This is a genomic window from Xanthomonas vasicola (assembly GCF_000772705.2).
Taxonomy (GTDB): Bacteria; Pseudomonadota; Gammaproteobacteria; order Xanthomonadales; family Xanthomonadaceae; genus Xanthomonas; species Xanthomonas vasicola.
In genome coordinates this window covers 1-26340 of sequence record NZ_JSBW02000020.1, presented here as the reverse complement: position 1 = coordinate 26340, position 26340 = coordinate 1, and the positions used below count along the sequence as shown (strand labels likewise).

Below are 26340 nucleotides of genomic sequence, written 5' to 3'. Positions count from 1 at the left end.
CGCTGGCTGCTGCGCTGGATCGCGTTTTTGCGTGCCTGGATGCGGGCGATGGAATGGCCATCCTTTAGCCACGTGCCGCTGTCACAGACGGCACGGGGCGCTTGAAGGGGATTTTTCAGGGACAACTAAATGAGCGCGCCTCCTCTGCTTGACCCGCCGTTGCACGCCCGGCGCAAGCTCATGACACCACGGGACCGGTTCTTTTGGTGGTATTCGGGAGCATTGCTTCTCCTGGGACCTTTTGGGTTCGTCGCTGGGCCAGTCATGGCCCAACGCGGAAACCGGAAGGTGGCTCGCCTCTACCCGGCAGAGGCCCGCGTGGCCCAAGCGCGGGACAAAAGTTTCGCCTGGTGGCAGTGGTGGGTCATGACACTGCTGACCCTAATGGGCGCTGCCGGGGCCTTCGCCGTGCTGAGCGGGCTGCCGATGTTTCTGTTCGTGATATATGCGCAGCTCACGCAGTGAGAATGCCTTGCATATCGCCTTAAAAAGCCCGGCATGTCCGGGCTTTTTATCTTAATGAACTCTCTCAATACAGCGCCATGGGAACCATTGAGCACCGAAACTTTCAGAAATATTTAGCACGTTGGTGAGCCAAGATTCGAATGCTAACTTCGCCGAAAGATGTCAGCTCCAGCCCGGGCCCTTCTGATCTTACGCACAGCACCAATTGATTTCATGCAAGAACTTCAAGCCCTTTTCTCTTAACAAGATTAAGCAGCTTCATCGCCGCGCCATCTGGCTTCTTGTCGCCGCGCTCCCATTGGGACACACTACTTTTGCTCACATTGAGATAGGTTGCCAGCACGGGTTGCGACACTCGAGATTTTTTCCTGATGCTGACAATCTGCGCCGGACTCAACTCCTCAACGGGAGCAAGGCACATCTCATCAAACTCTCGCATCGTTTCCACCTTGACCACGCCAGCACGATGCAGGTCAGCGACAGTCTCGTGAATAGAAGCCATAATTCCGCTTTCCGCAGCAGACTTCTTGGCACGCAACTCGGCGCCAACCTTGACACCATCCATTTTCTTAACAATTACGTCGATCTTTTTAATTTTCTTGCCGTTGCTCACGATCATCTTGCACCTCCTCTATAGCTCCATCCTCAACCGCTTTCTGAATTTCTTGCTCACCCAAACCACTTAGGACCTTACCCAGAGCCTGAAGAGCTTTTAGCTCTTTTGGACTGACATTGTCTTTTTTATTTTTTGAAAATCCATGAAGGAAAAATACATGTCTATCAGTAGCGCAAGAAACGATTACCCTGTAACCGGAAGACTTACCACCTCCATCTCGGGCCACCCTTTGCTTAAACAGCCCCCCTCCCAAATCAGCATCGAAGTTGCCAGCCTGAATATCCTCTGCGGCATCATGGAGCTCTCCACCGCTCACAGAGTTCTTTCTAGCAAATCTGCCAAACGTTTTTACATTGAATAGTGCCATGTTCCGACCTCAAATGTATCACTAGGTGCTACACATGTCAACCCACAGGTTTAGGCCTTGGCAAGGAAGACACTGTAGTTGAGAACGATTAGCCCAGGGGAGTGTTGACCTAAGCCCATCAGCTTTTCGAGAACGGTAAAATCGCGGCTGTAAGTGGCATGGTGCTCGTCATCGAGTTCATGGCCCACGATCTGAGCCCGGAGCTCGGAAACCACGCCAGCCCCCTGCAACTCCTGGATAAAAGTCTTCCTGAGCGAGTGGAAGCCTCTCTTCGCTGGCTCCCATCCCTTCCCCACCTCCGCCAGATGCCTACTAAACGCCTTGGTGATCCAGTTGCCCTGCCCGTTCACCGCCGTGGCCTTGGCAGCCAGGAACAACCTCGTCTGACCTGCCTCGCGCTTCGCATCGACCCAGTCCAGGAAGCCCATCTTGAGAAGCTCAGGATGGAGCGGGACCGTCCTAAGGCTGACCTCGGTTTTCACTTTCTGGTGCTCGCCTTCGTCCGAGATGCGGATGCACGGGATGCCGTCCTCTTCGAATACGTCTTTGATCAGGAGCTGGCCCACCTCCGACGCCCTGGCACCCGTGTAAAGTCCAAGGAGCGAAGCCCAGCGGGCCGATTCGGACATCTTGGCCAGCGCCTCGGGGGAGAAAAGGGCCTGGATCTGGGAGCGATCGTAGGCTTTGAAGCCGAGCTTCTTCCTGGCCCGCTTTTCGCGCTGCGAGTAGCTCACGTGGCCACTGGCCGGGTTGTCACCTCGCGGGTAGTGTCCCGACGCCATGGCCCACTCAAAAAAGCCTCCCCGTCCACCGATATAGCTCTGCTTGTTGGTGAGCGTAGGCGTAGATGCCCCTTTCTCGCGCATGTCCTGATACCAGCGAGCCAGGTCCGAGCGCGTAATGGCATGGACCTTGGCCTTCTCGCCGAGGAAGCTCACCAGAGCCTCAATGGCCGTTTTTTTTATCGTGTAGGTCTTGGGCAGCGTCGAACCCTTGAGGGTGGCCAGGAATGCGTCTCGCGCCTTGCCCAGCGTCATCGTCTCGATGGCCGGCGCAGATGAGTGCCGAACGGGGCTGGCCAGGTGCGTAGATCCGAATGCGTTGAATGCCGCTATCGGGAGCCGCGATGCTTGGACGGTTGCCCCACCCCTTGCTTCCAGCTCCATCAACTGCCGATACAACTTCAGGTCTTTTGGGCTATCGATGTGCCACTGCTCAGTCACCGTCCCATCGGGCTGGCGGGTGCGGTTAAGCGTCAGCTCCTGGAGGTTCTCGGCGCTCGTCAGTCGAGCGATGAGCAGGTCAGCGTCCATCTTGCTCAGCTTGGCCACGCGTTGATCCTTCAACTGTGCGAAGAGCCGAGCATAGCCCGCCCCAAGCACCACCGCACGCACATGCGCTTGCGCCAAGTCCTTCGTTTGCAAGGTGCGTTTGATAAGCCGGCAGCCCATCACGGTTTGCAAATCGATGGGAACACGTTGGACAAACGACCAACGACCGGTCGGAGAACGGCTCAGATGATGAGGGATGCGCATGCGAGTGTTTCCTCTGCATGCTTCCTGCCTTCCAATCAGACCAATTCAGATTTTTATGTTAAAAATCAATGAGTTGGAAGTTACTGGCGGAGAGAGTGGGATTCGAACCCACGGAAGGTTTGACCCTTCGCCGGTTTTCAAGACCGGTGCCTTAAACCGCTCGGCCATCTCTCCGATGCTGCTGCACGTGACCGCCGAAGGCTTCGGTTATCACGCTGGCGCCCGCATTACGCGGGTGACGCCCTATCGGTGACCGCACAGAGATCTTGTGCGCGTCCACTACTCCCAGGATTGCTCCCGGGCGCGCATTCTCGCATGCCCGGACGCGTTTTGCTTGGTTACGCCGCGCTACTTTTGGCCGGCGCAACGTTCTGCGCCGTCACGTGACCAGGCCGCCGCCTGGTGCGGGCCACCTGGACGCACCCGAGCACGCACGCAGCGCCCCAATGTTCGAAGCGCGCTCACTGCCGAGAAGCAAGCGACTGCCGATGACGCATCACCTGCTCTAATGGCTACCCGCAGTGCTCAGCCAGCTTCGGCAACAATCAAGCGCGGCGCCGTGCCGGCCGCACGCTTGAGCTTTTCGGCAAGTTCGGCGCAGTTGCCACCGCAATCCAGACGCGAGCGTTCGATTTCCTGCGGCAAGTGTTCGGCCAGGAAGTCGATGAACACCCGCACCGCCGGCAACAGGCCGCGGCGCGAGGCGAACACGGCGTGGCAGATACCTTGCGGCAACGACCAATGCGGCAGTACAACTTCCAGCTCGCCGCTGCGCACTGCTTCGGCACACACGGTTTCCGGCAGCATGGTGATGCCGAAGCCGTCGCGCGCCATCGATTGCAGCAGCGGAAAGTCGAAACCGGCCAGGCGCGGCTGCAGGTCGACGCGGCGCATTTCGCCGTTCGGGCCGTGCAATTCCCAGCGCTGATGCGCTTCGTCTTCGCTGGTGCTCATGGTGGTGTGGTTGGCCAGCTCGCTCGGGTCCTTGGGGCGCCCGGTGCGGTCCAGATATTTGGGGCTGGCGACCAGCAATTCCTGCACCTGGCCAAAGCTGCGCATCACCAGGCTGCCATCGTCGTCCAGGCGCGAACGCACGCGTAGCGCGATGTCATAACCCTCATTAATCACATCGACGCGGCGATTGCTGATGTTGAGCTGCAGCCGTACCTTGGGATATTTGGCCAGAAATTGCGGCAATAACTTGGGCAACTGAATCTGCGCGAGCGAGACGGGCACGCTCACACGTACAAGACCACGCGGCTCGGCGCTGAGACGATCCACCACCTCGCGCGCAGCCTGGGCCTCGGCCAGCATGGTCTGTGCGTGCCGGTGCACGCTGGTGCCGACGTCGGTGACCGCGAAGCGGCGCGTCGAGCGCTGCAACAGGCGCACACCCAAGTCGGTTTCGAGCTGGCTGATGCGCCGGCTCAAGCGCGACTTGGGGATGCCAAGCGCCCGTTCGGCGGCAGCAAAACCGCCGTGGTCGACCACCATCGCAAAGTAGTAAAGGTCATTCAGGTCGTGCATGGCAAATGCATCCATGGATAGAACGATACGTGATATTTAAGCACCTTTATCCCAACAGAGCAACGACCTAGTCTGCACACCTCCGCGGCGCTGCCGCTTGCCACAGGTCACTGCCATGAAGCTGCTCCACCTCGATTCCAGCGTGCTCGGCGCCAATTCCATCAGCCGCGAGCTCAGTGCCGCCATCGTGGAGCAACAGCGCCGGCTGTATCCCGAAGTGGAGGTGTCCTATCGCGACCTCGACCGCGACCCTATTCCGCATCTGGCCTCGCAAACGCTGGCGCAGACCGATCCGGCAGAGGCTGCGGCCGCCGAAGCGGTGATGCAGCAGTTTCTGCAAGCCGATGTCATCGTGATTGGCGCGCCGATGTACAACTTCGCCATCCCCACCACGCTCAAGGCGTGGATCGATCGCATCGCAGTGGCCGGGCGCACCTTCCAGTACACCGCCAATGGCCCCGAAGGGCTGGCCGGCGGCAAGCGCATCATCATCGCCAGCGCGCGTGGTGGCATTTATGCCGAGCCGACCAATGATTTTCAGGAGCCGTATCTGCGCCAGGTGTTCGGCTTCCTGGGCATCGACGACATCAGCGTTGTGCGCGCAGAAGGCGTGGCGTATTCGCCGCAGCATCGCGCCAACGCATTGGCCTCGGCGCTGGCCGGGCTGCGTGAGGAAGAAGCCGCTGCTGTTAGCGCGTAAGCCTGCGGCGTGACGCATTGATGCATCGAAGGTTCGACACGATGCGATAGCCCATAAACAAAAAACGGGGCCATCGCTGGTCCCGTTTTTTTTGCCTCAACATCTAGTAGCACCGTGGCTGGTAGTAGCACCGTGACTGGCGATCAGACGCACTCAAACAGAGGCACTCAAACGATGTGCGACAGATGATGCGAGCTGTGCCTGGCCCGCCCCACTTGAAGCCGCGACCACAACGTAGCGAACACTTATTCGATAGGCGTGCACCGTGCAGCAACCGAAGTGCCCGAATGGCACGTGCCGCACTGAACACCTGAAGCACCCCGAGCGGCAGGGAGCGCAGGCGTGCCGTTGGTCGCGCTCAGCCGATCCGCTCGATGCCGCCCATGTACGGGCGCAGCACCTGCGGCACGTCGATCGAGCCATCGGCGTTCTGGTAGTTCTCCATCACCGCGATCATCGCGCGGCCCACAGCAGTACCGGAGCCGTTGAGCGTATGCAGCAATTCCGGCTTGCCGCTGACCGGGTTGCGCCAGCGCGCCTGCATGCGCCGCGCCTGAAAATCGCCGCAATTGGAGCACGACGAAATTTCGCGATAGGTGTTCTGGGACGGCAACCAGACCTCCAGATCGTAGGTCTTGATCGCGGAAAAACCCATGTCGCCGGTGCACAGCAGCACCTTGCGATAGGGCAGGCCAAGTTGCTCCAGCACCAATTCGGCGCAACGCGTCATGCGCTGATGCTCGGCGTCGCTGTCTTCCGGCGCGCAGGCAGTGACCAACTCCACTTTTTCGAATTGGTGCTGGCGAATCATGCCGCGCGTATCGCGGCCGCCGCTGCCGGCTTCGGCACGGAAACACATTGAATGCGCGGTCATGCGCAGCGGCAGACGCTCGGCGTCGACGATCTCGTCGCGCACGATGTTGGTCAGCGGCACTTCAGAGGTGGGGATCAGATAACGCCGCGATTCGCCCACTTCTGTCTGAAATAAATCGTCTTCGAATTTCGGCAGCTGCCCGGTGCCGCGCATCGAGTCGGCATTGACCAGCAGCGGCACGTTGGTTTCTTCGTAACCGTGCTCGCCCACATGCAGGTCCAGCATGAATTGCGCCAGCGCACGATGCAGACGGGCGACCGGGCCGCGCAGCACGGTGAAACGCGCGCCCGACAATTTGGCTGCCGTTTCGCCATCCAGCCAGCCGTGCGGGGCACCGAGCTCCACGTGGTCCTTGACCTCGAAATCGAACTGGCGCGGCGTGCCCCAACGCGATTGTTCGACGTTCTCGCTCTCGTCCTTGCCAAGCGGCACATCGTCGGCCGGCAGATTGGGCAGGCCCAGCGCGATGATCTCGAGCTTGGCGCGGATCGCATCCAGCGCGTCTTCGGACGCCTTGAGCTCATCGCCGAACCCGGCCACTTCGGCCATCAGCGCGGCGACATCTTCGCCCTTGGCCTTGGCCTGCCCGATCGCCTTGGATTTGGAATTGCGCTGACTCTGCAGTTCCTGCGTGCGCACCTGGAGACGCTTGCGCTCGCTCTCCAGCGACTCCAGTTCCGCAGTGTCCAGGGAGAAACTGCGCGTGCTGCGCAGGCGCTCGGCAAGGTCGGCGGGGTGTTGGCGAAGCAGGGCCGGATCTAGCATCGGAATATGTGCGTCAGTGGGATAGCGCGAGATTATCGCCTGTTCCGCCACCTGCTGCGATCGATTCACCGCGGCTATGCCAGAATTACGACGATTCTTCAGGTGAGTCCTATGCCCGCGCCCCGTCCTGCGTCCGATCGCCATATCGTTCTGCGCCTGCCCCGCCACACGCTGAAAATTGCCGGCATCGCCTTCGCTGCCGGCCTGCTGCTGTTCCTGCTGGTCTGGGCCACCGGCCGCAAGGACGACTTCTATAAACCCTCGCCAGCACAGCCAACCGCAAGCGCGCAGACCGAGGACACCATTGCACCGCTGCCGGCGCCGTTGCCGGCCCAGGACGGTGCCAGCGACATGCCGCAGGCCAAGCCCCCGGCCGACACCCCAACCCTGGTAGACACCGCGCCAGCCGCCCCGCCCGCGCCGACGCCGCTGCCGGAAGATGCAGCGCCGGGTGCGCCTGGAAGTGCGGCGCCGTCGAAGGCGCCGGTTGCCGGCGGCGATCGTCCTGTGCCGATCCAGGGCCAGATGCCGCCGCCCCGCTACCCGTCGGCCGCATTGCGCCGCGGCGATGCCGGCGATGTGGTCGTGCGGGTAGATGTGGATGCTGCCGGCAATCCCGGTGGCGTGACTCTGGTGCAGCGCAGCGGCTCGCGTGATCTGGACCGCGCGGCCATGGAAGCAGTGCGGCATTGGCGCTTCCATCCTGCACAACGTAATGGTCAGCCGGTGGCCGGCAGCACGGACATCCCATTCGAATTCAAGCCTGCGCAGTAAGCGGGCTAACCACTTGCCTCGGTGTTCGCGCCGATGTGAACGCCATCGCAGTGCAGTGCAGGCCTCTGCTAACGCAGTCCAACCAAAATATCCATGCCGCTTTAACCTGATCGCCTGGCTAGCTTGACTAAGCTGAATCTCCACGAAGCCTTGGTGCTTCGCACGCCCGATGCCTTAGCTGCCCCTCAGGTAGTGCCGACCAGACTGGCCCTGTCATCACACAGATGCGCCAGGAGGTCGGCCATGTCCTTCCCCGCTAATCCTTCATCTGCCCACGCCCCGTCACTGTCACGGCACGAAACTCACCGTCAGGATCGCCAACAGGTCACAGAAAATGAAGGCGCTTCACCTTGGCTGTGGGCGACGCTGCTTGCGTTGTTGATCGTGGTACCCAGCTGGTGGTGGGCGCGACACAGCGACGAATCTTTCGCTACGGATACGCAGGCGGTGCCCGCGGCGAGCCGTCAGATCCTTCCCACCACCGACGGCCCCCGCGCTATGACGATGGTGGCGCACCAACCCGCGCGCGCGGCGATCAGCAGCGTGGAAGCCAAGCCGCTGCCCGGCAATGCCATGCCGAGCTACCCGCCCGCGATCGCGCGTGCGGGTCTCCAGGGCAGCCGCACTGCACGCCTGCAGCTGGATGTGCAGGGCAAGGTCAGTAACGTCACCATCGTCGACCGCAGCGGCAGCGACGATCCTCGCCTGGACGCAGCCGTGGTGGAGAGCCTGCGTCAGTGGCGCTTCGAACCCGCAACGCGCGATGGCCACGCCGTGGTGAGCAGCGTGCAGGTGCCGGTGGAGTTCACCGCGCAGCGTTAAGCATTTGCCCGCGAGAGCGCCTTACCGGTGGTCAGCAGCCTGTAGCCCAAATCCGGCGCCCTGCGCCAGGGTGTTGAAGCCTGGGAACGAAGTCGCCACATTCGCTACATCGTTCACCTGCACGCTGCCGGTGGACAGCTGGCCGGCGATAGCGAACGCCATCGCAATTCGGTGGTCGCCATGACTTTCGATCACGCCGCTGCCGATGCTGCCGCCGTGGATAGTGGCACCATCCGGCGTTTCGTCGACCTGCACGCCGAGCGTGCGCAGGCCGGTAGCCATCGCCGCCAAACGATCGGATTCCTTAACCCGCAATTCGGCAGCGCCGGTCACCACGGTCTGCCCGCTTGCCGCGGCCGCGGCCACGAACAGAGCCGGGAACTCGTCGATCATGTCCGGCACCAGCGCTTCTGGAATCTGCGCGCCGCGCAACGGCGCGTAACGCACGCGCAGATCGGCGACCGGCTCGCCGCCATGTTCGGCATGATTCTCTTCGTCGATATCCGCACCCATCAAGCGCAATGCGGCCAGCAGTCCTGTACGACGGGGGTTCAAGCCGACCGCACGCAGCACGACTTCCGAGCCAGGAACAATACTGGCAGCAACAATAAAGAACGCAGCCGACGAAAAATCTGCCGGTACCGCTATATCGGTCGCGCGCAACCGCTGCCCGCCGCGCAAACGTGCCTTACCCGGCGAAAAATCGATGTCCACGCCGAATGCCGACAGCATGCGCTCGGTGTAGTCACGGGTGGGATGCGGCTCGGTCACCGACGTCTCACCTTGCGCATAAAGACCTGCCAGCAGCACCGCAGACTTGACCTGCGCACTGGCAACCGGCGAGACGAAATCGATGCCGTGCAGCGCCTGCACACCGTGCACGCGCAACGGCGGAGTTCCATCGTCCTGCGTGTCGATCCGCGCGCCCATCTGCGCCAGCGGGCCGGTCACGCGCCGCATTGGCCGCTTGGATAACGACTCATCGCCTACCAGCACGCTGTCGAAGCGCTGTGCGGCCAGCAAGCCGGCTAACAGGCGCATGCCGGTGCCGGCATTGCCACAATCCAGCGATTCGGTCGGCGGCTGCAGACCATCCACGCCCACACCGTGCACGATACGCTGCGACGCCGACGGCGTCTCGATGCGCACACCGAGCTTGGCGAAGATGGCGGCGGTGGAGCGCGTGTCTTCGCCTTCGAGGAAACCGTCAATCTGCGAAACGCCATCGGCAAGCGCAGCAAACATCACCGCGCGGTGCGAGACCGATTTATCGCCAGGAATGGCCAGGCTGCCCTGCAATGCGGTGCCGCGTCGGGCGATCCAATGCTGCGTGCTGCTGCTCATGCATGTAATCCGATGGCTGCGACATCGCCAACGCTGGCGATGTGCCTTGAAGAAAATTGCGGCGCTGCCGCCACCAAGATAGTGGCGTGCCAGCGTTGACAGTCGTATCGAGCGTCGATGCTTAAGAAATGGCCACCGGATACGACCCCAACACCTTGATCTGTGCCGAGTGCGCTTTCAATTCGGCCAGCGCCTGCTTCATCGCATCGTCTTCGACATGGCCGACCAGATCGATAAAGAAGCCGTATTCCCACTTGGCCTGATGCGAGGGCCGCGATTCGATGCGGTTCATGCTGATGCCGTGGCGCGCGAACGGGCTAAGCACGTCGAACAATGCGCCCGGCTTGTCGTGGATAAACACCAGCACCGAGGTGCGGTCGTGCCCGGACGAAGGAAAGATCTGCCGGCCGATCACCAGAAAGCGCGTGGTGTTGTCGTCGTCGTCTTCGATCGATTTCATGATGACTTTCTTCAAGCCATACACGTGCGCCGCGCTCTCGGCACCAATCGCTGCTGCATCGTCTGCATTGCGTGCGCGGCGTGCGCCTTCGGCATTGCTGGAGACGGCGATCTTCTCCACCTTGGGAAGGTGCAAACGCAGCCAACCGGCGGTCTGGGCGAACGATTGCGAATGCGCGTAGATGCGTTCGATGTCTTCCAGCCGGCCGTTACGCGAGAGCAGATACTGATGCACGCGCAGCTCGACTTCGCCGCAGATCTTGAGGTTGGAGGTCAGGAACATATCCAGGGTGACCTGGATGGTGCCCTGCCCGGAATTTTCTACCGGCACCACGCCGAAATCGGCGTTGCCGGCTTCCACTTCCTGGAACACTTCTTCGATAGTGGCCATCGGCAACCCGACTGCCGAACGACCGAAATGTTTGAGCACCGCCTGCTGGCTGAAGGTGCCTTCCGGGCCGAGGTAACCAATCTTCAACGGCTCCTGCTGGGCAAGGCAGGCCGACATGATTTCGCGGTAGACGTGCACCAGCACTTCGTCGCTGAGCGGGCCTTTGTTACGGTCCACCACCATGCGCAGCACCTGCGCTTCGCGCTCGGGGCGGTAGTAATCCACTGCTGCCGCGAGCTTGCCCTTGGCCTTGCCGACCTGATGCGCAAAGTTGGCGCGCTCGGCAATCAGCGCCTGGATGTTGCGGTCGATCTCATCGATCTTGGCACGCACATCGGCCAGCACCGGCGCCGCTGTCTTGATCGCAGATGTGTCAGCAGTCGTGTTTGCAGCATTGCGGCCTGAAGCGCCCGCGGATTTCTTCGCCGGCTTGTTTTTGCCGCCAGTGGCGGACGTGGGCTTGTTGGACTTGGGAGCCATCGCTGGGCATTCCTAAAATGGCGGCGCATGTCCGCTGGGAGCGCATGCGCCTGCGCGGCAGACGCCGCAGGTAATAAAGATTCAGCCGTGACGCTGCTGGAAGTCGTGCATAAAGGCAGCCAGCGCTTGCGCGCCCGCTACCGGCATCGCGTTGTATAGCGAGGCACGAATGCCGCCGACGGCCTTGTGGCCCTTCAACGCGAGCAGCCCGGCGGCCTTGGTTTCGCTGACGAACAGCGCATCCAACTGATCGTCCGGCAGAAAAAACGGGATGTTCATGCGCGAGCGCACCGCCGGCTTGATCAGGTTGCGATAGAAGCCGCCGGAGCCATCAATGGCGCCATACACCAGCGCGGCCTTTTCGGCATTGCGGCGCGCGAACTCCTGCACCCCGCCCTGCTCCAGCATCCACTTTACGGTGAGCCCGAGCAGATACCAGTTCCAGGTCGGCGGCGTGTTGAGCATCGAATCGCGCGCAACATGCGAGGCGTAATTGAAGATGTCCGCACGGGGCTGCCCGGCGCGCTCCAGCAGATCGCGCCGCACGATCACCACCGAAATGCCGACCGGGCCTAGATTCTTCTGAGCGCCCGCGTAGATCAGGCCGTAGCGCGAGATATCCAGCGGCTCGGAGGCAATCGACGAACTGAAGTCGGCAAACAACGGCAGCGTGCCCACGTCCGGGATCTCGCGAAATTCGACGCCGTGGATGGTTTCGTTGGCGGTGATGTGCACGTAGGCCGAGTGCGGCGACAGGGTCCAGCTGGCCGCCGGCGGGATGTCGATAAAGCCATCGGCCTGCGCGTCGGCGGCGATGCGCGCATCCACATATGGAGCCGCCTGCTTGATCGCGGTCTTGCCCCAATGCCCGGTGATCACGTAGTCGGCCGCCTGGCCGGGCGCCGCGAAGTTGAGCGGCAGCAGCGCCTGGATGGTGGTGGCGCCACCGGCGGTAAACAGCACTGCATACTCGTCGGGAATCGACAACAAACTGCGCAGATCGGCTTCGGCGGCGGCGGCTACCGCCATGAAATCCGCGCTGCGATGGCTGATTTCCACGATCGAGGCACCAACGCCGTTCCACTCGACCATCTCCGCCTGCGCCTGCCGCAGGACCGATTCCGGCAATGTCGCAGGGCCGGCACTGAAATTGAACGCGCGTGTCATGGCACACCTTGTCGAGCTAGCCTTCTAGTATGCCGCAGCGCATCGGGCTTGGCAGCGGGCAAAAAAGTTGCAGCTGCATCCTTTTGGCTGAGCCTGACGTAACGTAGGCGTGCATCAAGCGAACTTTTGTCCTGATTCGTTACTCTCACGCTGCAGCCACTGCCGGAGCCTGCCATGCCGTTTCGCGATGCTTTCAAATTGCCGTCCAGCGAGATCACCGATGAGGCCGTTTATCGCGACCGTCGCCGGCTGCTGCAGTTATTGGCGTTGACCCCGGCGCTGGGTGTGGCCGGGTGTGCCGAGGCTGATCCGCCGCCGCCGCCCAAGACCGTAGTGACACCGGCGCAGGCGCGCAGCGGGTTCCGCACGGCCGAGGAACTGACCCGGCTGGAAGACGTCACCAACTACAACAATTTCTACGAGTTCGGCACCGACAAGACCGATCCGTCCAAGGCTGCGAAGACCTTGAAGCTGTCGCCGTGGACGGTGAAGGTGAGCGGCGAGTGCGAGAAGCCCGGCAGCCTGTCGCTGGACGAACTGCTCAAGGGCATCACGCCGGAGGAGCGCATTTACCGGCTGCGCTGCGTGGAAGGCTGGTCGATGGTGATCCCGTGGACGGGTGTGCCATTGGCCGAGGTGCTCAAGCGCTTCGCACCGACCTCCAAGGCCAAGTATGTGGCGTTCACCACGCTGGCCGACCCGCAACAGATGCCGGGCGTGCGCTACCGCTCGATCAACTGGCCGTATCGCGAAGGCCTGCGTATCGACGAGGCGATGCACCCGCTGACCTTGCTGGCCACTGGCCTGTACGGTAAGCCGCTGCCGCAGCAGAACGGCGCGCCACTGCGGCTGGTAGTGCCGTGGAAATATGGCTTCAAGAGCATCAAGTCGATTGTGGAAATCCGCTTCGTCGAAAAAATGCCCGAGACCGCTTGGCACGATCTGCAACCTTCCGAATACGGCTTCTTTTCCAACGTCAATCCAGCCGTGGACCATCCGCGCTGGAGCCAAAAGACCGAGCGTCGCATCGCAGGTACCGCCAGCAAACTGTTCGCTGAGCGCATCGCGACAAAGCCATTCAACGGTTACGCGGATCAGGTCGCTTCGCTGTATGCGGGCATGGATCTGAAGAAGTGGTTCTAGGGTGTGAGCTTGAATCACTGTAGGAACGCGCTGGCGCGCGACCAGGCGTTCTCGGTAGCGTTTCATCGCCAGCGCGCTCCTACGACGCATGACACGTGACGGCAGCACCGGCATCCTGAGGGAGGAGTTGCAGAGCGTGATCGAGCAGGACCTGCCTCTGTTCGCAATGCATCGCCGCGCATCACCGGGCTGCGCACGCATCCGCTCTCCAAGGCTGCTGTGCATGACACGCAGCCACGCAACCTTCCTTCGCAAACCGCTTTCATCGACGAGATCGCATGGCCAAGACCTCCACTTCCGTGATCGCTGCCAAGACGCTGGTACATGTCGCCGCGCTGGCGCCGATCGCCCTGCTCGGCTGGCAGTTCTGGCAGGTGTGGCAGAGCGGTAGCGACGCGCTGGGCGCCAACCCAGTGGCCGAGATCGAGCATCGCACTGGTCTATGGGCGTTGCGTTTCCTGCTGATCACGTTGGCAATCACGCCGTTGCGCCAACTCACCGGGCAGTCAGCATTGATCCGCTTCCGCCGCATGCTGGGCCTGTACGCGTTCTTCTACGCCACAGTGCACTTGGCAGCGTATCTCACATTGGATCTGCGTGGGTTCTGGACGCAGATTTTTGAAGAGATCCTCAAGCGCCCCTACATCACGGTGGGATTTGCAGCGTGGCTGCTGTTGATGCCACTGGCAATCACCTCCACCCAGGGCTGGATGCGTCGGCTCAAGCGCAACTGGGGCCGCCTGCACATGCTGATTTACCCGATCGGGCTGCTGGCGGTGCTGCATTTCTGGTGGCTGGTGAAATCCGATATCCGCGAGCCGGCGCTGTATGCCGGCATTCTTGCGGTGTTGCTGGGCTGGCGCGTCTGGAAAAAACTCAGCGCGCGCCGAACCACAGCAAGGCGCTCAGCGCCGCCGCCAGCAACACCGCGCTAAGCAGCAACCAGGGCCAACGGGCCACCTTCATCGGTGCGCGCGTCGGCTCTGCAACGGCACGCGGCGGCGGCAGTGGTTCGGTGTCGGGCAGGTCCCAGGTGGTGCTGTGGTGGGTACGCGGTACTTCCACCACAAATCGGTGGCGCGCATCGAACACCACCTGATCGCCGGCCTGCAGCCAGCCGTCGCGCACCTGCACGCCATTGATCCAGCTGCCTTCTTCCGAGCCCAGATCGCGGATCAGCACACGGTCGCCATGACGCTCTAAGCGCGCATGCTGCGCAGCGAACGCAGGGTCGTCGATAACGATATCGGCGGCGGCATCGCTGCCGACCAGACGCGAGCGATCCAGGGTGAAACTCCGCCCGTGATGACGACCGCCCACCCCACGCAGCAACAGGCAGACCTCGCTCAAGCCGGCCGTGTCTTCCTGGATATCGTTGGACGGCGCAGTGGAGGGCGCACTGCGCAGCAGCATCTCCATGCCATCGGCATAGATCGCATCGCCTGGGCGTAGCAACGCCATGCGGCGCACCGGGCGCCCATTGACGTGGATGCCGCGGATGCCGTTGGCCACTTGCAGCCACAGGCCGCGTTGGTCAAGGCAGAACTGCGCCAATAGCAACGCCCCCTGTGCATCGCTGACCACCCGCACGCTGCCGGAGGCATGACGCACGATCCGGTGGACGCCGGGCTTGAGGGGATGATCCGGCTGCTGCCGGTGGGTGAAATGAACTTGCAGGTCTCGCACCGGCCGCAGCCTAGCAGGTTTGCTCCCGCGCGCGGCCATCTGGCGTGATCGGGGCGTGCCGGGGTGCAGCCACGCGCGCTTCCGGAACGCGATGCAGGCTAGGCGAGTGTGTGCAGTGGCAGCGCGCGGGGCGCGGCGCAGACCCGCATTCCTGACATCGTCAGCGCCGTGGTCCACGGCCGCACTTGGAGCTAGGCCCGCGCATGCGCACAATGCGCCTCACTTTTCGCATGACCCATCGCCCCCATGTCCAGCATCGATATCCGCCACGACCATTCCTTGACGCCGACCCAGGCCCGCGCGGCTATCGACGAGGCAGCGCGCAAGCTCACCGATCGCTACGGCATCGCCTCGCATTGGGAAGGCGACACCTTGCGCATCGCACGTGCCGGCGTGGACGGGGCGATTGCGCTGCTACCGCAGCAAGTGCGCGTCACCGCCGAGCTCGGCTTTTTGTTGTCGGCGATGCAGCCGATGGTGGAATCGGAAATCCGCCGCTTGCTGGCCGAAAAACTGGCCTGACCGCACCTGTGGCGCAGCGCTGCTTCAGCGCCAAGTCACCTGCCCTGGCGCTTACCGGTAGATGCTGACCACACCCCTGATCGGGCAACGCTTCACCTGCCCGATGCAGGGTCGGCACTAGGGTGAAGGCAACGTCACTTTGGCAACCTACAGGAGCATCGCATGACGACCGGATACGATCGGAACGGTAACCGCGACAACGCGGCCCACGGCTTCCAGGCGCAGGCGGAACAGATCTCGCGCCGGCTCGGCGAATCGGCGCAGACCGTGTGGCTGGCAGGCCTGGGCGCGCTTGGCCGCGTGCAGAGCGAAGGCGGCAAGCTGTTCGACTCGCTGGTGCGCGAAGGCGCTGCCTACGAACGCACCGGCCAGCGCAAGGCGGCCGAGAGCGTTGACGAATTGCGCGACGAGGTGGAAACCCAGTTCGAACAGGCGCGCGACACCGCGGTGCGCGGCTGGGACAAGCTGGGCAAGGCCTTCGACGAGCGCGTGAAAGGCGTGCTGCGCACACTCAACATCCCCGAGCAGGAAGAGCTGGAAAACCTGCGTCGCGAGGTCGAATCGCTCAAGGCCCAGGTCCGTGCCAACACCGCAGCCACCAAGCGTGCCAACCGCACTGCCAACCAAGCGGCACAGGCCGCTAGCGGCGAGACGACTGCTGCCGGCGGCCCAGTTGCCGGAGCGACTTCCGCGTCGGGCAACACGGGTGCGTTCGACCCGGAATAAGCAACGGTAAGAGCAACCGCGCCACCGTGCGGTGGGCGGTTGCTTTCCCCGCGGCAAGGGCAGGACACCTGAGGCACGAGCGGTGCTTCGGCGCCGCTCACGGGCGCTGAGCGCGGGCTCGGCTGAAGAACCACCCGACCCGCCCACGATGCCTCACCGTCGACTGGCGGCATTGACCCCTTGCAGGCACTCCGGCCTTACCCGAGTTCTTAAGCCGCGCCGGCTTTGAGGCAGCAGTTGGCACAGTGGCGTTGGATTGGTGTCGGCGTGGCACTGTCCGTATGCGAGTGACATCTAAAGATGGGCTTTGGAATCAGTTCCTTAGCTCTCCAACACTACTCCGACGCCCAATGTTGCAAAGCAACATGTTTTTTTGGACAATCAGGAACGACCCGCCAGTCCGGCGTTACGAAGTCCGTTTGCTCCCCTCCCCTCACGGCTTCTGACTGGCGGGTCTTTCGCTATCTGGATCACGGCTCGCGATATCGCTCATAGCGATCCATTGACGAATCTTTCGCGAAGGATTCTTCTAGACGCACGATTCGTTATACGCGCCATAGCTTGATGCTCACGCCTCCCTGGATTTTGGCGCCATTGGCTGCACTGCTGCTCTGGCTGGCGGTGTGTGTTTATCTCTGGCTGGTGCGGCGACGCGCCAGTGAAGTGCACGAAGGCGTCCGTGCGTTGTCCGCCATGCACTGGCGCGATTTTTCCGCCGTGGTGCTGCGCGTTCTGCAGGATCAACGCGGATGGCAGCCGGTCCAGTTGCCGCAGGACGGCCTGCCCAGCGCCGATTTCATGATGCAAACCGAGCATGGCACCCGCCTGGTGGCCTGCAAGCACGGGCGCGGTTATCGCATCGGCGTGGCAGCAGTGAACGAGCTGGGCGCGATGGCGCGCCTGGCCGGCGCCAACGGCGGCGTGATGGTCACCGAAGGCCGCATGGAGCGCGAAGGTATTGCCGCCGCAGAAAAACAATCGGTCGAAGTGCTGGACGGGACGCGCCTGTGGCCGCTGCTTAAACCGTATCTGCCTGGCGATGTGGAAGCCGGCGTGGTCGGTACGGCGCGCCGCCGCGCGATCCAACACAGCATCATCGCCGGTGCCGCGCTGGCAACGCTGGCGGTCATGGCAGTGCTGGCGCTGCGCCCGCCAGCTGCGGCGCCGGCCGCATCGCGCACTGCGGTGTCCTCGCCGGTTCCTGCACCAGCACGCGTGGTGGCTTCCAGTACGCCCGCAGCGCCGACAGCGCAGCCGACGCTGCCTGCTGCGGCATCGACACCAACCGCGCCGGCAACGCCGGCAGCCGGCGCAGAACCGGATGCCGCCACCATGCAGGGCTATCAGCGTGAGGTGTCCAAGGCATTGGCGCAGACGCCGGGCCTGGTACGCGGCATCTGGCTGACTCAGGCAACGCTGGTGGTGGATCGCACGGTGGAAGACAGCGCGGCATGGCCACTGATCTGCCGCGAGCTGGAACGCTACCCGTACCTTCGCACGGTGCGCGTGCAGCTCAACCCACGTCCGGGAGTCGCGGAGCCGGTGCGCTGGCGTCAGTGCACTACGGTTTGATCGTAACGCGTTGGCTGCCGCGTTTGCGCTGTATCGCGCGGACGGGCCAAAGCTGCGACTAAACGACTGCACAGCCGCCAATCCGGCGCGACCAATCTCGGAATTGGCATTACCACGTGAATCTCCCGGTGCGTGCGCGCAACCCGCGCCCACCTGACGCTGTTTGCCACCTTTTGGTAGCCGTTCTCAGTCAAGCCGGATTCGTCGCGGACGTAGCGGCAGCCGCACCAGCGTGCGCCCACGCAACACACCACTGAGCATGGATGGCGACGCAAACTGCGTTGCCGCACCTCCAGCCTGCCGACATAACTTCAGCGCATTCCCGGCGCAAACCGCGCCACCAGATCGTACGAGCCGCCTAGAAACATCTGGCGCACGTAGGTGACCGGCTGGTCGCCGCGCCAGGTGTGACGGTCGATCACCAGACAGGCCGCGCCAGCGTCCGCCTGCAGCCGTTTGGCCTGCGTCGCGTCGGCGCCGATTGCGCTGATGCGGTGCTCGGCGCGCGTCCATGACACGTTGCGCAGTAACCAGCTGCCCGGCGCCACCTCAGTGAATGGCTGGTCCAATGCCTCGGGCACGGTAGTGATATCGATCACGCGCTGCTCCAGCGCAAACGGGCGTCCGTCGGCCAGGTGCACGCTCTGCAACGCCAGCACTTTGCCGATGCTGCCCAACGCACATTCCTGTGGCACGCGCTGCCGCACGTTGCGCAGCTGCCGCGACAACAATGCGAAGCGATAGACGTGGCCGCGCGTGGTCATTTCCACTTCGATGTCCGGGATCGAGAGCGCTACTTGTTCCAGATGCGGCCGCGCCACGAACGAGCCGGTGCGGCGGCGGCGTTCGATCATGCCGGCATCGGCCAGCAAGCCGAGCACTTTGTTCACGGTCATGCGCGAGCAGCCGTATTGCGCCATCAACTCGTGCTCGGGCGGCACGCGGTGCCCGGGCGGCCAGTCGCCGCTATGGATGCGTTGTTCCAGATCCTGACGAATGCGCTGATGCAAGGTGCCGGGCGCGATGGGGGGGGGGGCGATCAAGCTCAGGTCTCCGAGAACAGCGGCTATCCAATCGGCAGGCCGCACCGTGGGGCGGGTGCGCGATGTGCACGTTGCGCCATACACCGTGCACACGCTGCAATGAATAAGAGCACTGCGTGCATCTGCCCGGCCGGCTGCAATGTTTCAGTGGCTCCAGAGGCGGCATTGTGCGCGCATCCGCTCATCGCAGCGAAGAACACTAACGCGCAGGTCTGGCCGGTGCAGCCGCTGCTCGGAATCGGCAGGTACACCGCGTACACCCCGATTGCTGCGCGCTATTCGCATCAGCCTGACAACTGCTCGCCAAGTTTTGCTAGCCGATGTCATTTGCCCAGCAGGCTGCGCAACACCACAGCAAACCGTGTGGCAACACGCGCGCGGTCGACATGCTGCCCGTCGTGCACCACCCAGCGCCCGCCGCGCCAGACATTGCGCACCGCGGTACCGCGCGCGGCGAACAGCCAACTGTCCAGCAAGGCGTCGTCGCTGCGCGCCAGCAGGGCCGGATGTGCCGTGTCCAACTCGATCAGATCGGCCGCTGCGCCCCCACGGATGCCGGTTTGCGTGACGCCCAGCGCCTGCGCGGCACCAATGCCGGCCTGATCGTAGAGCCAGCGCCCGCTGGAGACTGCCCCCCGCGCTAACACATTGCGCGCTTGCAGCGTCAGGCGCTGGCCGTATTCGAGCAGGCGCAGTTCTTCGGCCGCATCGATCAGCACATTCGAATCCGAGCCCACGCCGAAGCGTCCGCCCGCAGCGGCAAATGCCTGCATAGGGAAGAGGCCGTCGCCCAGATTCGCCTCGGTGATCGGGCACAGACCGACCACCGCGCCGCTATCCACAATCGCCTGCATTTCGCGTGCATCCACATGCGTGGCATGCACCAGGCACCAACGCGCATCCACCGGCGCGTTGGCCAGCAGCCACTGCGCCGGGCGCTGATTGGACCAGGCAAGGCAGGCGTCCACTTCGCGCTGTTGTTCGGCGATATGGATGTGGATAGGTCCGTCGGTGAGCGGCACCAGCGCCGCCAGTTGCTGCGGGGTGACCGCGCGCAGGCTGTGTGGCGCCAGCCCAAGCACCGCGTCTGGCAGCGCTTTCAGGCTGTGCCTGCAGTCGTCCAGCAGGCGTGCGAAGCCGTCGATATCGTGAATCAGACGACGCTGCGCAGGGTTAGGGGCGGCACCACCGAAATCCGAATGCGCATAGAACACCGGCAACAAGCTGAGCCCGATGCCGGTATTGGCGGCCGCGGCGGCAATGCGCTCGGACATTTCGCCGGCATGCGCGTACGGCGCGCCGCTGACGGTGTGGTGCAGGTAATGGAATTCACCGACGCGCGTGAAGCCGCTTTCGAGCATTTCCACATAGGCCTGTTCGGCGATCACCTGCAGGCTGTCCGGGTCCAGCTGGTCAACGAAGCGGTACATCAGCTCGCGCCAGCTCCAGAAGCTGTCGCCGCTGCGCCCGCCAACCTCGGTCAGCCCCGCCATGCCGCGCTGGAAGGCGTGGCTATGCACGTTGCCCAGGCCAGGCAGCAACACCTCGCAGCGCGTGTCGGTCACGGCAGCAGGCGCATCGGCCTGCACCGAGGCAATGCGACCCTGCGCTACTGAGATCCGCACCCCGCTGGCCCATCCGTCGGGCAACAAGGCCCGGGTGGCCCAGAACACCTGCATCTGTTGATCTGCCACTGGACACCCTCGATTGCCGAATCTATTGTATATACATATCAGACACCCCGAGCCTGCGCCATGCATTGCGACGTTCTCTGGCACAACGCGCAACTGATGACCCTGGATGCCGCCGATGGCGGCCTGGGCATCGTGGACGACGGCCTCGTCGCCTGCCAGCAAGGCCGCATCGTCTACGCCGGCCCGGCCGCACAGGCACCAGCGCTGCAACCCGACAGCACCCACGACTGCCAGCGCCGCTGGATCAGCCCGGGTTTGATCGATTGCCACACGCACCTGGTGTATGCCGGCAACCGCGCCAACGAATTCGAGCAGCGCCTGCGCGGTGCCAGCTACGCCAAGATCGCCGCGGCCGGCGGCGGCATCGTGGCGACCGTGCGCGCGACTCGCGCCGCCGACGATGCGGCACTGCTGGCTGCCAGCCTGCCGCGCCTGGAGGCGATGCTCGCCGAAGGCGTGACTACGCTGGAAATCAAATCCGGCTACGGGCTCACGCTGGACGATGAAATCAAGCAGTTGCGCGTGGCGCGCCAACTCGCCGCGCTGCGCAAGGTGGAAGTGGTGCCGACCTTCCTGGGCGCGCATGCAGTGCCGCCTGGCGGCGATGCGCGGCACTACATCGACGAAGTCTGCACGCAGATGATTCCGGCGATCGCCGCGCAAGGGCTTGCCGAGGCCGTGGATGTGTTCTGCGAGCATCTGGCGTTCTCGCACGCGCAGGCCGAACAGGTGTTCATCGCGGCACAAGCGCATGGCTTGCACATCAAGATCCACGCCGAACAGCTGAGCAATCAGCACGGCGCAGAACTGGCTGCACGCTACGGCGCGTTATCGGCCGATCACATCGAATACCTGGACCAGGCCGGCATCGCGGCGATGGCCGACGCCGGCACGGTGGCAGTGCTGTTGCCGGGCGCGTTTTATTTCACACGCGACACCCAGGTGCCGCCGATTGCTGCGTTGCGCGCGGCTGGCGTGCCGCTGGCCTTGGCCACCGACTGCAACCCAGGCACCTCGCCGCTAACCAGCCCGTTGCTGGCCATGAACATGGCAGCGACGTTGTTTCGCATGACCGTAGACGAATGCATCGCCGGGTTCACCCGCGAGGCCGCGCGCGCGCTTGGGCGTAGCGCACGCATGGGCCAGCTGCGCGCCGGCATGGACTGCGATCTGGCGATCTGGGACATCGATGCGCCGGCCGATCTGGTCTACCGCATGGGCTTCAATCCTCTTCATGCACGCGTCTGGCGCGGGCATCCCTGCTGAATCCGGAGTCGTCATGTCTGTTTCTGTTGTCTTGCAACCAGGCCAGGTCATGCTGGCGCAATGGCGTGCGCTGTATCGCGGTGCCGAGGTGGCATTGGACGATGCATGCGCTGCTGCGGTGCTGCGCAGCGCGCAAACGGTGGAGGCCATCGTTGCGCGTGGCGAGCCGGTGTATGGCGTCAACACTGGCTTCGGCAAGCTGGCCAGCGTGCGCATCGAGCGCGAGGATCTGCAGACCTTGCAGCGCAATATCGTGCTCTCGCACGCAGCCGGTGTGGGCGAGCCCACGCCGGTGCCGGTGGTGCGGCTGATGATGGCGCTCAAGCTCACCAGCCTGGCCCAGGGCGCTTCCGGCGTGCAGCCGGACACGCTGACATTGCTGGAAGCGATGCTGCGCGCTGGCATCACCCCGGTGGTGCCGTGCCAGGGCTCGGTGGGTGCCTCCGGCGATCTGGCGCCGCTGTCGCATTTGGCCGCAGTGATGATCGGCGTTGGCGAAGCCTTTGTCGGCGCGCAGCGTTTATCTGCTGCCGACGCGCTGGCACAGGCGCAGCTGCAGCCGCGCGTGCTGGGCGCGAAAGAAGGCTTGGCGTTGCTCAACGGCACCCAATTTTCCACCGCCTGCGCCTTGGCCGGTCTGTTTGAGATCGAAACCGTGTTGCAGGCCGCGCTGGTCACCGGTGCGTTGTCGGTGGAAGCGGCCAAGGGCTCTGATACGCCGTTCGATGCGCGCATCCACGCACTGCGCGGGCAGCCTGGGCAGATCGCCACTGCGGCGGCGTTACGTGCCTTGATGGCGGATTCGGCCATTCGCGAATCGCATCGGCTTGGCGATGTACGCGTGCAGGATCCGTACTGTCTGCGCTGCCAGCCGCAGGTGATGGGCGCGGCGTTGGACATCATGCGTCAGGCCGCGCGCACGCTGGAGATCGAAGCCAATGGTGTCTCCGACAACCCACTGGTTTTCAGCGATACCGGCGAAGCCTTGTCTGGCGGCAACTTTCACGCCGAACCGGTGGCCTTCGCCGCCGACATGCTGGCCATGGCGGCGTGCGAAATCGGCTCGATCAGCGAACGCCGCACTGCGATGCTGGTCGACCCCGCCTTGTCTGGCCTGCCCGCCTTTCTGACCCCGCGCCCGGGCTTGAACTCCGGCTTCATGATTCCGCAGGTGACCGCTGCGGCGCTGGTGTCGGAAAACAAACAGCGCGCGTATCCGGCCAGCGTCGATTCGATTCCAACCTCGGCCAATCAGGAAGATCACGTCTCGATGGCCGCGCACGGTGCGCGCCGTCTACTGGCGATGGCAGAGAACGCCGCGCACGTCATCGGCATTGAGCTGCTGGCCGCGGTGCAAGGCTGCGATTTCCATGCGCCGCTGCGATCCAGCACCGCGCTGGAAGCCGCACGTGCCCTGCTGCGCGCGCAGGTACCGACGCTGCAGGACGACCGCTATTTCCATCCCGACATGCTGGCCGCCAGCGCCTTGGTGCGCTCGGGTGCGCTGGCGCAGGCAGTGGCGATCACGTTGCCGGGTGTGGAGCAGGACGCATGAGTTGGCAACTCTTATGCAGCGCGTCGATACCTGCATCGGCGCAGTCGCACTTGCAGTCTTTTGCGACCTCTGCATGCACGCGCGCAGAAGATGACGCGGCGCCATGCACGCGACGCATCCGCAACGCCCAGCTGCGCACCGCATGCCGCACGCTCGCAGCACTTACGCATGGAGCGCAGCGATGAACGCCCTGCCCGACTGGTTGGAACTCCACCGCGGCGATGCGCCGCTGATCATCAGTTTTCCGCACACTGGCACCGAGTTGCCGGAGGAAGTGGCCGACCAGTTCGTTTCGCCATGGCTGGCCCGCCGCGATACCGATTGGTGGGTGCATCAACTCTACGATTTCGCACAGTCGCTGGGCGCCACCACGCTGCGTACCGCGATCTCGCGCTCGGTCATCGATGTCAATCGCGACCCCAGTGGGGCATCGCTGTATCCGGGCCAGAACACCACCGGTCTGTGCCCGCTCACCACCTTCGACAATCAGCCGCTGTATGCCGATGGCGCAGCGCCGGATCAGGCGCAGATCGCGGTGCGTCGCACGCGCTGGTTCGACCCGTACCACGCGGCGCTTGCCGACGAGATTGCACGCCTGCGCGCACAGCACGCGAAGGTCGTGGTCTACGACGCACACTCGATCCGCTCGTTCATCCCGCACCTGTTCGATGGCGAATTGCCGCAATTCAATATCGGCAGCAACGACGACCGCAGCTGCGACCCACGCCTGGTCGATGCGGTGGAGAGCCTGTGCCGCAGCAGCGGCTCCAGCACGGTACGCAACGGGCGCTTCAAGGGCGGCTGGATCACCCGCCACTACGCGCAACCCGAGCACGGCGTGCACACATTACAAATGGAACTGGCCTGCCGCGGCTACATGCGCGAACCGGACATCCTCGCTCCCGAGAACTGGCCCATGCCGTGGCAGCCGGTGCACGCCGTCGTATTGCGCGCGGTATTGCGCCACGTGCTGCTGGCCTGCCTGCAGTTCGCCAACACCCCCTCTTCCGACGCCGCGCCGCCTGCGGCCAACCGCTGATTGAAAGGAACCCGGCATGACCCGTCACGATGCAACCCGCGTCATCCGCGCCGCCACCGGCACCACGCTCACCGCCAGGAGCTGGCTCACCGAAGCGCCGCTGCGCATGTTGATGAACAACCTCGACCCGGACGTGGCAGAGCGCCCGCAGGAACTGGTGGTGTACGGCGGCATTGGCCGCGCTGCGCGCGATTGGGAATCCTTCGACGCGATCGTCGCTGCGCTCACGCGTCTGGACGACGACCAGACCCTGCTGGTGCAATCTGGCAAACCGGTGGGCGTGTTCCGCACCCAAGCCGATGCCCCTCGCGTGCTGATCGCCAATTCCAATCTGGTGCCGCGCTGGGCCAGCTGGGACCACTTCAACGAGCTCGATCAAAAGGGCTTGGCCATGTACGGCCAGATGACCGCCGGCAGCTGGATCTACATCGGCGCGCAAGGCATCGTGCAGGGCACGTACGAAACCTTCGTCGAGATGGGCCGCCAGCACTACGCCGGCAATCTGGCCGGCAAGTGGTTGTTCACCGGCGGGCTTGGCGGCATGGGCGGCGCGCAGCCGCTAGCTGCGGTGATGGCTGGTGCCTCGTGCCTGGCGGTGGAGTGCCGCAATAGCAGCATCGACATGCGGCTGCGCACCGGCTATCTCGATACCTGGACCGATTCGCTGGATGAAGCACTGCGCTTGATCGAGGAGTCATGCACCGCCAAGAAACCGCTCTCGGTCGGCCTACTCGGCAATGTCGCCGACGTGCTGGACGAACTGCTGCTGCGTGGGATCAAGCCAGACCTGTTGACCGACCAGACCTCTGCACACGACCCGGTCAACGGTTACCTGCCGCAGGGCTGGAGCGTCGAAGAATGGGATGCAAAGCGGGTGAGCGCGCCGAAGGAAGTGGAAGCCGCTGCGCGCGATTCGATGGCCAACCACATCCGCGCCATGCTCACTTTCCACGCACTGGGCGTGCCCACCGTGGACTACGGCAACAATCTGCGTCAGATGGCGCTGGAAGCCGGCATCGAGAACGCATTCGATTTCCCCGGCTTCGTGCCTGCCTATATCCGCCCGCTGTTTTGTCGCGGTATCGGCCCGTTCCGCTGGGTTGCGCTCAGCGGCGACCCGGACGACATCGCCAAGACCGACGCCAAGGTCAAGGAGCTCATGCCCGACGATGCGCATCTGCATCGCTGGCTCGACATGGCGGCCGAAAAGATCGCCTTCCAGGGCCTGCCCGCGCGCATCTGCTGGGTGGGCCTGGGCGACCGCCACCGCCTGGGTCTGGCCTTCAATGCAATGGTGCGCAGCGGCGAGCTGAAGGCGCCGGTGGTGATCGGCCGCGACCATCTGGATTCCGGCAGCGTGGCCTCGCCCAATCGCGAAACCGAAGCGATGGCCGACGGCTCGGACGCGGTCTCCGACTGGCCGCTGCTCAACGCCCTGCTCAACACCGCGAGCGGGGCCACCTGGGTCTCGCTGCACCACGGCGGCGGCGTCGGCATGGGCTTCTCGCAACACGCCGGCATGGTCATCGTCTGCGACGGCAGCGAAGCCGCCGACAAGCGCTTGGAACGTGTGCTCTGGAACGACCCAGCCACCGGCGTGATGCGCCACGCCGATGCCGGTTACGCCATCGCCACCGAGTGCGCGAAGGAAAAAGGGCTGGATTTGCCGGGAATCTTACTTAGTTGTCCCTGAAAAATCCCCTTCAAGCGCCCCGTGCCGTCTGTGACAGCGGCACGTGGCTAAAGGATGGCCATTCCATCGCCCGCATCCAGGCACGCAAAAACGCGATCCAGCGCAGCAGCCAGCG

24 protein-coding genes, 1 tRNA gene and 1 other RNA gene are annotated in these 26340 nt (G+C 63.6%); 14 read left to right on the top strand and 12 right to left on the bottom strand.

Features of this window, described 5'->3' with window-relative positions:
- Positions 1 to 129: 129 nt before the first annotated feature.
- Positions 130 to 465: a hypothetical protein gene (locus NX05_RS04010; protein WP_039432701.1), complete on the top strand. Its 336-nt coding sequence runs from the start codon at positions 130 to 132 to the stop codon at positions 463 to 465.
- A 211-nt stretch (positions 466 to 676) separates the two neighbouring features.
- Here NX05_RS04010 and NX05_RS04005 read toward each other — a convergent pair whose 3' ends face one another.
- The 5 genes from NX05_RS04005 to NX05_RS03990 all read right to left on the bottom strand — a co-directional run bounded on the left by NX05_RS04005 (position 677) and on the right by NX05_RS03990 (position 4525).
- Complete coding sequence (locus tag NX05_RS04005) at positions 677 to 1084, bottom strand: helix-turn-helix domain-containing protein (RefSeq protein ID WP_207895308.1); 408 nt, start codon at positions 1082 to 1084, stop codon at positions 677 to 679.
- Positions 1056 to 1448: a type II toxin-antitoxin system RelE/ParE family toxin gene (locus tag NX05_RS21740; RefSeq protein ID WP_080764637.1), complete on the bottom strand. Its 393-nt coding sequence runs from the start codon at positions 1446 to 1448 to the stop codon at positions 1056 to 1058. The genes NX05_RS04005 and NX05_RS21740 overlap by 29 nt, the downstream gene beginning before the upstream one ends.
- 50 nt (positions 1449 to 1498) lie before the next feature.
- On the bottom strand, positions 1499 to 2983 hold the full coding sequence (locus NX05_RS04000; protein WP_039439074.1) for a site-specific integrase: 1485 nt from the start codon (positions 2981 to 2983) through the stop codon (positions 1499 to 1501).
- Between the two features lie 84 nt (positions 2984 to 3067).
- A tRNA-Ser gene (locus NX05_RS03995) sits at positions 3068 to 3157 on the bottom strand.
- A gap of 351 nt (positions 3158 to 3508) precedes the next feature.
- The gene (locus NX05_RS03990; RefSeq protein WP_017115167.1) at positions 3509 to 4525 is read right to left on the bottom strand and encodes a LysR family transcriptional regulator; all 1017 of its coding nucleotides are present in this window, start codon (positions 4523 to 4525) and stop codon (positions 3509 to 3511) included.
- Positions 4526 to 4625: 100 nt separating this feature from the next.
- Between NX05_RS03990 and NX05_RS03985 the strand changes: the two genes are divergently transcribed.
- Positions 4626 to 5210: an FMN-dependent NADH-azoreductase gene (locus tag NX05_RS03985; RefSeq protein WP_039432683.1), complete on the top strand. Its 585-nt coding sequence runs from the start codon at positions 4626 to 4628 to the stop codon at positions 5208 to 5210.
- Between the two features lie 358 nt (positions 5211 to 5568).
- Here NX05_RS03985 and serS read toward each other — a convergent pair whose 3' ends face one another.
- Entirely contained in the window at positions 5569 to 6849 is a 1281-nt protein-coding gene (gene serS, locus NX05_RS03980) for a serine--tRNA ligase (RefSeq protein WP_038895033.1), read from the bottom strand.
- Positions 6850 to 6960: 111 nt separating this feature from the next.
- Here serS and NX05_RS03975 point away from each other — a divergent pair, with 111 nt between their 5' ends.
- Positions 6961 to 7623, top strand: a complete 663-nt coding sequence (locus NX05_RS03975) for an energy transducer TonB (RefSeq protein ID WP_039432682.1) — start codon at positions 6961 to 6963, stop codon at positions 7621 to 7623.
- Positions 7624 to 7977: 354 nt separating this feature from the next.
- Positions 7978 to 8445 carry an energy transducer TonB gene (locus NX05_RS03970; RefSeq protein ID WP_026113150.1) on the top strand — a complete coding sequence of 156 codons (468 nt, stop codon included), beginning with the start codon at positions 7978 to 7980 and terminating at the stop codon, positions 8443 to 8445.
- A gap of 21 nt (positions 8446 to 8466) precedes the next feature.
- Here the strand turns inward: NX05_RS03970 and aroA are convergent, their stop codons facing one another.
- The 3 genes from aroA to serC form a co-directional block, all read right to left on the bottom strand.
- The gene (gene aroA / locus NX05_RS03965; protein ID WP_017112174.1) at positions 8467 to 9789 is read right to left on the bottom strand and encodes a 3-phosphoshikimate 1-carboxyvinyltransferase; all 1323 of its coding nucleotides are present in this window, start codon (positions 9787 to 9789) and stop codon (positions 8467 to 8469) included.
- A 121-nt stretch (positions 9790 to 9910) separates the two neighbouring features.
- Positions 9911 to 11119: a prephenate dehydratase gene (pheA, locus tag NX05_RS03960; protein ID WP_039432681.1), complete on the bottom strand. Its 1209-nt coding sequence runs from the start codon at positions 11117 to 11119 to the stop codon at positions 9911 to 9913.
- Between the two features lie 81 nt (positions 11120 to 11200).
- Positions 11201 to 12286, bottom strand: coding sequence for a 3-phosphoserine/phosphohydroxythreonine transaminase (serC, locus tag NX05_RS03955; RefSeq protein ID WP_017112175.1), 1086 nt, complete (start codon positions 12284 to 12286; stop codon positions 11201 to 11203).
- Positions 12287 to 12460: 174 nt separating this feature from the next.
- On the opposite strand from serC, the gene msrP reads away from it, so the two are divergent.
- The gene (gene msrP / locus NX05_RS03950; protein ID WP_010365191.1) at positions 12461 to 13429 is read left to right on the top strand and encodes a protein-methionine-sulfoxide reductase catalytic subunit MsrP; all 969 of its coding nucleotides are present in this window, start codon (positions 12461 to 12463) and stop codon (positions 13427 to 13429) included.
- A gap of 278 nt (positions 13430 to 13707) precedes the next feature.
- On the top strand, positions 13708 to 14364 hold the full coding sequence (gene msrQ, locus NX05_RS03945) for a protein-methionine-sulfoxide reductase heme-binding subunit MsrQ (protein WP_039432679.1): 657 nt from the start codon (positions 13708 to 13710) through the stop codon (positions 14362 to 14364).
- On the opposite strand, the gene NX05_RS03940 is transcribed toward msrQ, so the two are convergent.
- Positions 14306 to 15115: an FHA domain-containing protein gene (locus tag NX05_RS03940; protein ID WP_010365187.1), complete on the bottom strand. Its 810-nt coding sequence runs from the start codon at positions 15113 to 15115 to the stop codon at positions 14306 to 14308. The genes msrQ and NX05_RS03940 overlap by 59 nt on opposite strands.
- A gap of 246 nt (positions 15116 to 15361) precedes the next feature.
- On the opposite strand from NX05_RS03940, the gene NX05_RS03935 reads away from it, so the two are divergent.
- The 3 genes from NX05_RS03935 (at position 15362) to NX05_RS03925 (ending at position 17935) form a co-directional block, all read left to right on the top strand.
- Positions 15362 to 15637, top strand: coding sequence for a polyhydroxyalkanoic acid system family protein (locus NX05_RS03935; RefSeq protein WP_010365185.1), 276 nt, complete (start codon positions 15362 to 15364; stop codon positions 15635 to 15637).
- Between the two features lie 162 nt (positions 15638 to 15799).
- Positions 15800 to 16363: a phasin family protein gene (locus NX05_RS03930; protein WP_039432676.1), complete on the top strand. Its 564-nt coding sequence runs from the start codon at positions 15800 to 15802 to the stop codon at positions 16361 to 16363.
- Between the two features lie 564 nt (positions 16364 to 16927).
- Complete coding sequence (locus tag NX05_RS03925; protein ID WP_039432672.1) at positions 16928 to 17935, top strand: restriction endonuclease; 1008 nt, start codon at positions 16928 to 16930, stop codon at positions 17933 to 17935.
- A gap of 311 nt (positions 17936 to 18246) precedes the next feature.
- On the opposite strand, the gene hutC is transcribed toward NX05_RS03925, so the two are convergent.
- Entirely contained in the window at positions 18247 to 18945 is a 699-nt protein-coding gene (gene hutC / locus NX05_RS03920) for a histidine utilization transcriptional repressor HutC (protein ID WP_039432668.1), read from the bottom strand.
- Positions 18946 to 19221: 276 nt separating this feature from the next.
- On the opposite strand from hutC, the gene NX05_RS21735 reads away from it, so the two are divergent.
- Positions 19222 to 19297: non-coding RNA, sX9 sRNA (locus NX05_RS21735), on the top strand.
- 4 nt (positions 19298 to 19301) lie between these two features.
- Here the strand turns inward: NX05_RS21735 and NX05_RS03915 are convergent.
- On the bottom strand, positions 19302 to 20672 hold the full coding sequence (locus NX05_RS03915) for a formimidoylglutamate deiminase (RefSeq protein WP_026112526.1): 1371 nt from the start codon (positions 20670 to 20672) through the stop codon (positions 19302 to 19304).
- A gap of 60 nt (positions 20673 to 20732) precedes the next feature.
- Here NX05_RS03915 and hutI point away from each other — a divergent pair, with 60 nt between their 5' ends.
- The 4 genes from hutI (at position 20733) to hutU (ending at position 26225) form a co-directional block, all read left to right on the top strand.
- Positions 20733 to 21938, top strand: coding sequence for an imidazolonepropionase (gene hutI, locus NX05_RS03910; protein ID WP_039432663.1), 1206 nt, complete (start codon positions 20733 to 20735; stop codon positions 21936 to 21938).
- 13 nt (positions 21939 to 21951) lie between these two features.
- Positions 21952 to 23493 carry a histidine ammonia-lyase gene (gene hutH / locus NX05_RS03905; protein ID WP_017112178.1) on the top strand — a complete coding sequence of 514 codons (1542 nt, stop codon included), beginning with the start codon at positions 21952 to 21954 and terminating at the stop codon, positions 23491 to 23493.
- Between the two features lie 181 nt (positions 23494 to 23674).
- The gene (hutG, locus tag NX05_RS03900; RefSeq protein WP_010376540.1) at positions 23675 to 24532 is read left to right on the top strand and encodes an N-formylglutamate deformylase; all 858 of its coding nucleotides are present in this window, start codon (positions 23675 to 23677) and stop codon (positions 24530 to 24532) included.
- 16 nt (positions 24533 to 24548) lie between these two features.
- The gene (hutU, locus tag NX05_RS03895; RefSeq protein ID WP_039432659.1) at positions 24549 to 26225 is read left to right on the top strand and encodes a urocanate hydratase; all 1677 of its coding nucleotides are present in this window, start codon (positions 24549 to 24551) and stop codon (positions 26223 to 26225) included.
- The last annotated feature ends 115 nt before the right edge of the window (positions 26226 to 26340 follow it).

Coding starts and splice junctions, on each gene's coding strand:
- NX05_RS04010 (WP_039432701.1), top strand. CDS start 130: ATGAGCGCGCCTCCTCTGCTTGACCCGCCGTTGCACGCCCGGCGCAAG.
- NX05_RS04005 (WP_207895308.1), bottom strand. CDS start 1,084: ATGATCGTGAGCAACGGCAAGAAAATTAAAAAGATCGACGTAATTGTT.
- NX05_RS21740 (WP_080764637.1), bottom strand. CDS start 1,448: ATGGCACTATTCAATGTAAAAACGTTTGGCAGATTTGCTAGAAAGAAC.
- NX05_RS04000 (WP_039439074.1), bottom strand. CDS start 2,983: ATGCGCATCCCTCATCATCTGAGCCGTTCTCCGACCGGTCGTTGGTCG.
- NX05_RS03990 (WP_017115167.1), bottom strand. CDS start 4,525: ATGGATGCATTTGCCATGCACGACCTGAATGACCTTTACTACTTTGCG.
- NX05_RS03985 (WP_039432683.1), top strand. CDS start 4,626: ATGAAGCTGCTCCACCTCGATTCCAGCGTGCTCGGCGCCAATTCCATC.
- serS (WP_038895033.1), bottom strand. CDS start 6,849: ATGCTAGATCCGGCCCTGCTTCGCCAACACCCCGCCGACCTTGCCGAG.
- NX05_RS03975 (WP_039432682.1), top strand. CDS start 6,961: ATGCCCGCGCCCCGTCCTGCGTCCGATCGCCATATCGTTCTGCGCCTG.
- aroA (WP_017112174.1), bottom strand. CDS start 9,789: ATGAGCAGCAGCACGCAGCATTGGATCGCCCGACGCGGCACCGCATTG.
- pheA (WP_039432681.1), bottom strand. CDS start 11,119: ATGGCTCCCAAGTCCAACAAGCCCACGTCCGCCACTGGCGGCAAAAAC.
- serC (WP_017112175.1), bottom strand. CDS start 12,286: ATGACACGCGCGTTCAATTTCAGTGCCGGCCCTGCGACATTGCCGGAA.
- msrP (WP_010365191.1), top strand. CDS start 12,461: ATGCCGTTTCGCGATGCTTTCAAATTGCCGTCCAGCGAGATCACCGAT.
- msrQ (WP_039432679.1), top strand. CDS start 13,708: ATGGCCAAGACCTCCACTTCCGTGATCGCTGCCAAGACGCTGGTACAT.
- NX05_RS03935 (WP_010365185.1), top strand. CDS start 15,362: ATGTCCAGCATCGATATCCGCCACGACCATTCCTTGACGCCGACCCAG.
- NX05_RS03930 (WP_039432676.1), top strand. CDS start 15,800: ATGACGACCGGATACGATCGGAACGGTAACCGCGACAACGCGGCCCAC.
- NX05_RS03925 (WP_039432672.1), top strand. CDS start 16,928: ATGCTCACGCCTCCCTGGATTTTGGCGCCATTGGCTGCACTGCTGCTC.
- hutI (WP_039432663.1), top strand. CDS start 20,733: ATGCATTGCGACGTTCTCTGGCACAACGCGCAACTGATGACCCTGGAT.
- hutH (WP_017112178.1), top strand. CDS start 21,952: ATGTCTGTTTCTGTTGTCTTGCAACCAGGCCAGGTCATGCTGGCGCAA.
- hutG (WP_010376540.1), top strand. CDS start 23,675: ATGAACGCCCTGCCCGACTGGTTGGAACTCCACCGCGGCGATGCGCCG.
- hutU (WP_039432659.1), top strand. CDS start 24,549: ATGACCCGTCACGATGCAACCCGCGTCATCCGCGCCGCCACCGGCACC.